Source organism: Arthrobacter sp. 'calajunan' (assembly GCF_046940185.1).
In the GTDB taxonomy this organism is placed as follows: domain Bacteria; phylum Actinomycetota; class Actinomycetes; order Actinomycetales; family Micrococcaceae; genus Glutamicibacter; species Glutamicibacter soli.
In genome coordinates, this window is record NZ_JBKZDY010000019.1 from 20,930 (window position 1) to 27,838 (window position 6,909).

4 protein-coding genes are annotated in these 6,909 nt (G+C 67.5%); 1 reads left to right on the forward strand and 3 read right to left on the reverse strand.

Going from position 1 to position 6,909, the window contains the following annotated elements:
- Positions 1-40: 40 nt before the first annotated feature.
- From RF641_RS17260 to RF641_RS17270, 3 genes are read right to left on the reverse strand one after another with little or no spacing between them, the layout of a single operon-like run.
- The gene (locus tag RF641_RS17260; RefSeq protein WP_231735937.1) at positions 41-1,213 is read right to left on the reverse strand and encodes an alkaline phosphatase family protein; all 1,173 of its coding nucleotides are present in this window, start codon (positions 1,211-1,213) and stop codon (positions 41-43) included.
- Between the two features lie 15 nt (positions 1,214-1,228).
- Complete coding sequence (locus RF641_RS17265; RefSeq protein WP_047119447.1) at positions 1,229-1,816, reverse strand: DUF5998 family protein; 588 nt, start codon at positions 1,814-1,816, stop codon at positions 1,229-1,231.
- Positions 1,817-1,868: 52 nt separating this feature from the next.
- Positions 1,869-4,529: a GNAT family N-acetyltransferase gene (locus RF641_RS17270; RefSeq protein ID WP_424573715.1), complete on the reverse strand. Its 2,661-nt coding sequence runs from the start codon at positions 4,527-4,529 to the stop codon at positions 1,869-1,871.
- 99 nt (positions 4,530-4,628) lie between these two features.
- On the opposite strand from RF641_RS17270, the gene RF641_RS17275 reads away from it, so the two are divergent.
- Positions 4,629-6,821, forward strand: coding sequence for a DNA gyrase/topoisomerase IV subunit A (locus tag RF641_RS17275; protein ID WP_424573716.1), 2,193 nt, complete (start codon positions 4,629-4,631; stop codon positions 6,819-6,821).
- Positions 6,822-6,909 lie beyond the last annotated feature (88 nt).

Below are 6,909 nucleotides of genomic sequence, written 5' to 3' on the forward strand. Positions count from 1 at the left end.
CCAGCTGGCTGCCCCCGGATTTTCTGCTTGCGGCTGCGCGCTAGGCGGTGCGGTGCACGAACAGCGGCACGAAACGCTCCGCCGCGGTAAGCGAGCCGTGCTGCCCTACCATCTCGAAGGCCATGGGCTTGACCCGGCGGCCGTCGTAGAATGCGATGGCCTCGGCGGCCAGGATCATCAGATCACCAAGCCGCGGCAGGAATTCGGGACGGACCGCACCGAAGTAGCCGAGCTCCACGGCTTCCTCGCGGCTCAGGATCCACGCCTTGGACCCGTAGGCGCGCTGCCAGGCTTCGCGGACCTTGGCCCGCTGGGCCGCATCGGTGCCCTCGGCGAAGGTCAGCTGCACACCGCGCGGCTCGCCGCTGGTCAGTTCAACCCCCTCGATGAGTTCGGGCTGCAGGCTGTAGTCGATGCGCTGCGAGGCGGGCACGTCCACCATGCCGTGATCACCGGTGATCAGGACCGTGGTCTGCTCCGGAAGGCGCGAGACCAGGGTCTTGATGACGTAGTCAAGCTCTTCGAGCGTGTCCCGCCACTGCGGGGAATCGACGCCGAACTTGTGCCCGGCCTTGTCCAGCTCGTTAAAGTAGGTGTAGACCAGCGCGTTGCGCTGCGCGGCGAACACCTCGGCGGTGGCGCGGGCGCGGGCCGCCGGCTGGCGCGCGGCGACGAACTTCGGTCCGCGCAGCGCCGCGCGGGTCAGCGAGGAGTCGGAGAACTGGGCGATGGACACCGTCGCGGTGTGGATGCCGTGCTCCGCGGCCTTCTCGAAGACCGTGGGCAGCGGCTGCCACGAGAGCGGGTCCAGGTCGCCGGGCCATCCGCCCAGCTGGTTGACCACGCGCCGGCGGGCGGGGTCGATGACGTCGTAGCCGAGCATCCCGTGCTCGCCAGGCGCCGCGCCAATGGCGAGGCTGGACAGCGAGGTCGCGGTGGTGGACGGGAAGCCGGTGCCCAGCTTCTGCGCGCGCTCGAACAGCGGGCGCAGGAACGGCGCGTGCCCGAGGTGGGATTTGAGCTGGTTCCAGCCCAGGCCGTCGACCATGATCACGGCGACGCGCTTGGTTGGCGCCAGGCCCAGCGGGTTCGCGTAGCCGGGGATCCCCAGCGCGTGGGCCGCCGAGGGTAGGATCTCGGACAGGGTGGCCGCTCCGTAGGCCGGCGCGGCGGGGATTTTCTGGCTGGGGACGGGCAGCGAAGAGTCAGTCACGTTGGCTTGGCGTCCCTAGGCGATCGTCGCCAGGCGCAGGCGCACCGCGAATTCGCGGGCCTTGTCCACCGCTCGCTGGCCGTCGGCCTCGGAGCTGACGCGCAGCACCAGGTCCTCGGGCTGCGAGGTGCCGTTCAGGCCGTGGTCGGCGTCGCACTGCGGGTCGGCACATTCGGCCGGGGCCAGGTCGATGCGCTTGGTGCCGTCCCAGGACATGCCGAAGGTCAGCTCGCGCACCAGATCGGTGCCGCTGTAGTGCTGCGGCTGGTGGTAGACGTAGCTGGTGGCCACCGACTCGATCCGCGCCAGGCTGACCATTTCCACCGAAACCTGGGCCATCACGTCGTGGCCGTGGTCGTCCAGCTGCTGGTCGTCGACGTGCACGATGAACAGCACCTTCTCGCTGCGGACCATGACGGTGATGTGGCGGTGGACCTCGGTGTGGTCGAAATGGGTCTCCAGGTGCAGGAAGTGGTCAACTACCGGCAGATCCAGCATCGCTTCGGCCAGCACGTCCTGGACCATTTGCGGGTAGAATCCCGCGCGGACCAGGTCATGCTGGAGGTCGGCACCGGCAGTCGTCGAATACGTTGCAGAGCTCATGATCCAATTCTACCCAGTGCGCCGCCGTCTTTCAGGTTTCGTGTCCTTGGGCTCAGCCGCGCAGCGCCCGGCGGATGCTGTCGGTGCGCCGTTCGGCATTGCCGATGCTCAGCTTGACCCCGAGCACGCTGAGCGAATCGGTGGACACCGACACCGGGGCGAACTGCGCAATGGTAACTTCCGGGTGGTTGTCCTTGAACAGCGAGACCCGGGTGATGAAGTCCCGCAACGCGTCCAGGTCCACCGCCGGCAGTCCCTGGTAGCCGAAGAGCCGGGCGCTGCTGCGCGGCCGGTGCATCAGCCGGGCCAGGTCCGTGGCGGAGAACGGGGCGACCCCGTGCGCCCAGTCGTCGAGCAGGTTCACCGCGTCCCCGCTGAGCCCGAAGGAGACCACCGGGCCCAGCAGCGGGTCCTCCATGGCCTTCACCACGCAGGCCTGCCCGGCCGAAGCCATGGACTGCACCTCCAGCGAGTTGACGCCGTACTGCCGCATCAGCGCGCTCATGTGGGTGAAGTCAGCGCGCAGGGATTCGGCATCGGGGATGTTCAGGCGCACCCCGCCCAGGTCCAGGCGTTGGCGCAGGTCCGGGTCGTTGGCCTTGAGCACCACCGGCCAGCCCAGCTCGTCGGCGGCGTCGACCGCCTCCTGCGCGGTATGCACCACCTGGGAGGGGAAGATGTTGATGCCGTAGAAGCCCAGCAGCTTCGTGGTCTGCTCGGTGCTCAGCTGACGCAGCTCCGTGCCGGGGATCCCGGCGGAGAGCTCGTGCAGGTAGTCCGCGGCGGCCTCGACCTGCAGCCCCTCGGGATCGACCAGCGGCTCGAAGGGGATGTCGAGCCATTGGCGATAGCCGTGGGCCTTGCCCAGCGCCCCGGCGGCGGAGGTCGGCGAGGTGTAGACCGGCACCCCGTGGTGCACTCCCCCGGCGATCTTCCGGTCGATCTGCCCAGGCAGCACGGTGATGACCGGCTTGGGCTGGGTGGAGAATTCCCTGAGCACCTCAAGCACCGCGTCGGTGGAGATGCCCGAGTAGGACAGGTGGGCGAGGATCACCGAGTGCACGTCGGGATTCGCGACCAATTCGGCCACCCGTTCGCGCAGCTTCGGCAGCACCCGCGACTGGCCCAGCGTGTAGTCCAGTTCCCGGGGTTCGGCGGTGGCATTCAAATTGCAGGCCTCCGCGACGTCGCAGACCACCTCGGCCAAGGTCAGCGAGTTGGAGAGCACCGCGACATTCGGCCCGGCCGGTGCCTTGTAGACCGAGAGCAGGCCGGCCACGTCCATGAGCTCTTCCACGGACTGCACGCGAATCACCCCGGATTGGCGCAGCATCGCGTTCAGGGCGCCGGGCGGAGCCTGGCCCACGCGCACCGAGTGCCCCGGCGGCAGGCGGCGGCCCAGCAGGTCCGACTTGGCCACGATGACCGGCTTGCTGCGGGCCAGGCGACGGGCGATGCGGGCGAACTTGCGCGGGTTGCCGAAGGATTCAAGGTGCATGGCGACCAGGTCGGTGCGCGGGTCGTCCTCGAAGTACTGCATGGCGTCGTTGCCGGAGACGTCGGCGCGCAGCCCGGCTGAGATGGAGCTGCTCACGCCCACTCCGTGCTGCACGCTGACCCCCTGGAGGATCGCGCCCATGGAGGCGGACTGGCTGAACAGGCCCACGTTGCCGGCGGTGGGCTGCACCGTGGTGCCGGTGATGGCCATGCGGACCTCGGGGGCCGTATTGATCAGGCCCAGCGAGGCCGGGCCCACCACACGCATGCCGTTGGCGCGCGCCAGCGAGACCAGCTCGCGCTGGGCGGCCAGCCCGTCGGCGTTCTCGTAGCCTGCGGTCATCAGCACCAGGCCCTTGACCCCGTGGGCGCCGCAGTCCTCGATGACGCCGGTGACCTGGTCGCGCGGCACGCAGATGACGGCCAGGTCCACCGGGCCGGGGATCTCGCTGACCTTGCCGTAGGCCATGTGGCCGCCGACTTCCAGCGCGGCGTCGTTCACCGCGTAGGTGGCCCCGGTGTAGCCGCCCTCGACCAGGCGGTCCAGCACGCTGTGCCCCAGCTTGCCCCAGGTCCGGCTGGCGCCGACCACCGCGATGGACTTCGGAGCCAGCAGGCCTGCCACCGAGCTGGCCTCGGCGCGGTGCTCGCGGGCCTCGGTCACCTCGCGGGAGCGTTCGGTCGGGTTGATCGGGAATTCGAGCATGACCACGCCGTCTTCGAAGTGGCGGGCCACCGCGTAGCCGGCCTCGGAGAAGACCGTAAGCATCTTGCGGTTCTCCGGGAGCACCTCGGCGGTGAAGCGGGTGATGTCGTTCTCGCGGGCCGCCGCGGCCAGGTGCTCAAGCAGGATCGATCCGATGCCGGTGCCTTGGTAGGCGTCGGACACGTTGAACGCGACTTCGGCTTCGGTGGGGTCGTCGAGCCGGTCGTAGCGGCCCACGCCAATGATGTTGCTGCCGCGGAAAACCGTGAAGGCGACGCGGTTCACATGGTCGACATTCGTGAACCGCTCAAGCTCTTTCGCGGTGAGCGCTGACTTGTACGTAAAATAGCGTAGGTAAACCGAGGTTTCGGACTGCTTTTGATGCATGTCCTGCAAGGCCTGCGCATCAGCCGGGGTTATGGGCCGAAGATGTGCCGTAGTGCCATCCCGGAGCACCACGTCTGCTTCCCAATGGGCCGGATATGCCACCGAAAGTTTACGATCCACCATAGGCTTAGGATAGTCGCGACTTCGACGTTGTGCCCAGCAGGAACACGAACAGCCGGCGACTTAAGCAAAAAGTTATGCAGATGAAGGAATTACAGGTTCATGGCTCGAAAGAAGTCTGAAGATCTCCCCGCGGATTTCGTGGAGAACATTGTCGACATCGATGTCACCAGCGAAATGGAATCCTCGTTCCTGGAGTACGCCTACTCCGTCATCTATTCGCGCGCGCTGCCCGATGCCCGCGACGGCCTGAAGCCGGTGCAGCGGCGCATCCTGTTCCAGATGGCGCAGATGGGCCTGCGCCCGGAAAAGGGCCACGTGAAGTCGGCCCGCGTGGTCGGCGAGGTGATGGGCAAGCTGCACCCGCACGGCGACACCGCCATCTACGACGCGATGGTGCGCCTGTCCCAGGACTTCGCCCTGCGTCTGCCGCTGATCGACGGCCACGGCAACTTCGGTTCGCTGGATGACGGTCCGGCCGCGGCCCGCTACACCGAGGCCCGGCTGGCTGCCTCCGCCGTGGCCATGACGGCGAACCTCGACGAGGACGTGGTCAACTTCGTCCCGAACTACGACAACCAGTTCATGCAGCCCGAGGTGCTCCCCGCGGCCTTCCCGAACCTGCTGGTCAACGGCACCACCGGCATCGCCGTGGGCATGGCCACCAACATGGCCCCGCACAACCTGGGCGAGGTCGTCGCCGCGGCGCAGCACCTGCTGGTGCAGCCGGACGCCACCGTCGAGGACCTGATGAAGTTCGTGCCCGGCCCGGATTTGCCCTCCGGCGGCACCATCGTGGGCCTGGACGGCATCAAGGACGCCTACCGCACCGGCCGCGGCCTATTCCGCACCCGTGCCACCGTGGCCTTGGAGAAGGTCTCCGCGCGCAAGTCCGCGCTGGTGGTCACCGAGCTTCCCTACGGCGTGGGCCCAGAGAAGATCATCGAGAAGATCAAGGACGGGGTCAACAACAAGAAGATCTCCGGCATCTCCGACGTCGTGGACCTGACCGACCGCCACAACGGCCTGAAGCTGGTCATCGAGCTGAAGAACGGCTTCAACCCGAACGCGGTGCTCGCCAGCCTCTACAAGCACACCCCGCTGGAGGACTCCTTCGGCATCAACAACGTGGCGTTGGTCAACGGGCAGCCGCAGACCCTGGGCCTGCGCGAACTGCTGACGGTCTACGTGGACCACCGCGTGGACGTGGTCCGCCGCCGCACCGCCTTCCGCCTGGCCAAGCGCGAGGACCGCCGGCACCTGGTCGAAGGCCTGCTGATCGCGATCGTGGACATCGACGACGTCATTGCGATCATCCGCTCCTCCGAGCAGACCGCCGAGGCGCGCGAACGGCTGATGACGGTCTTCGACCTCTCCGAGCCCCAAGCCAACCACATCCTGGAGCTGCGCCTGCGCCAGCTGACCAAGTACTCCCGCTTGGAGCTGGAGACCGAGGCCGAGCAGTTGCGCAAGGAGATCGAGGAACTGCGCGCCATCCTGGAATCCGAGACGCTGCTGCGCGAACTGGTGTCCAGCGAGCTGGGCGAGATGGCCGAGACCTTCGGCACTCCGCGCCGCACCAAGCTGTCCAAGAGCGCTCAGCTGCAGCCGCTGAAGGGCACCGCCCTGCCGGAGGCCGTCGGGTCGGGCAAGAAGGCCACCTTGGCCATGGAAGTGGCCGACAGTCCCTGCTGGGTCCTGCTCTCGGCCACCGGGCAGATCGCCCGCACCCACGACCGCACCGCGCTGGACTTCTCCGCGGCCCGCATCAAGCACGACGTGCTGGTCTCACAGGTCGCCTCCAGCGCGCGCGGCGAGATCGGCGCGCTGACCTCCACCGGCCGGATGATCCGCATCTCGTTGATCGACGTGCCGGTGCTGCCCGAGATGCACGGCTTCCCGCAGCTGGCCCAGGGCGTGGCCGTGGCCGACTTCCTGAAGCTGCCCAAGGGCGAGGAGGCGGTGGCGCTGCTGCCGTTGAACAAGGTCATCGCCATCGGCACCGAGCGAGGTGTGGTCAAGCGCGTCACCCCTGACTACCCGCTGAACCGCGACGAATTCGAAGCCATCACCCTGAAGGACGGGGACAAGGTCATTGCCGCGGCCCCGGCCGAGGACGAGGACGAACTGGTGTTCCTCACCCGCCAGGCGCAGCTGCTGCACTTCGGCGCCTCCGCCGTGCGCGCGCAGGGCCGCACCGGCCGAGGCATGGCGGGCATCAAGCTCAGCGCCGAGGACAAGGTCATCTACTTCGGCGTGGTGGGGGGCGGGGGGCCGGGCGGCAGCCCGCGCTGAAGCCCAGTCACGTATTAAAATAAAATAACCCAACAGACCGACAACAATCTAGTTATAGGGAGTATGAGTAAAAAAAATCTTATTGTGT

Bases quoted from the DNA above. Each gene is read 5' to 3' on its own strand.
- RF641_RS17265 (WP_047119447.1), bottom strand. From the start codon at position 1,816: ATGAGCTCTGCAACGTATTCGACGACTGCCGGTGCCGACCTCCAGCAT.
- RF641_RS17270 (WP_424573715.1), bottom strand. From the start codon at position 4,529: ATGGTGGATCGTAAACTTTCGGTGGCATATCCGGCCCATTGGGAAGCA.
- RF641_RS17275 (WP_424573716.1), top strand. From the start codon at position 4,629: ATGGCTCGAAAGAAGTCTGAAGATCTCCCCGCGGATTTCGTGGAGAAC.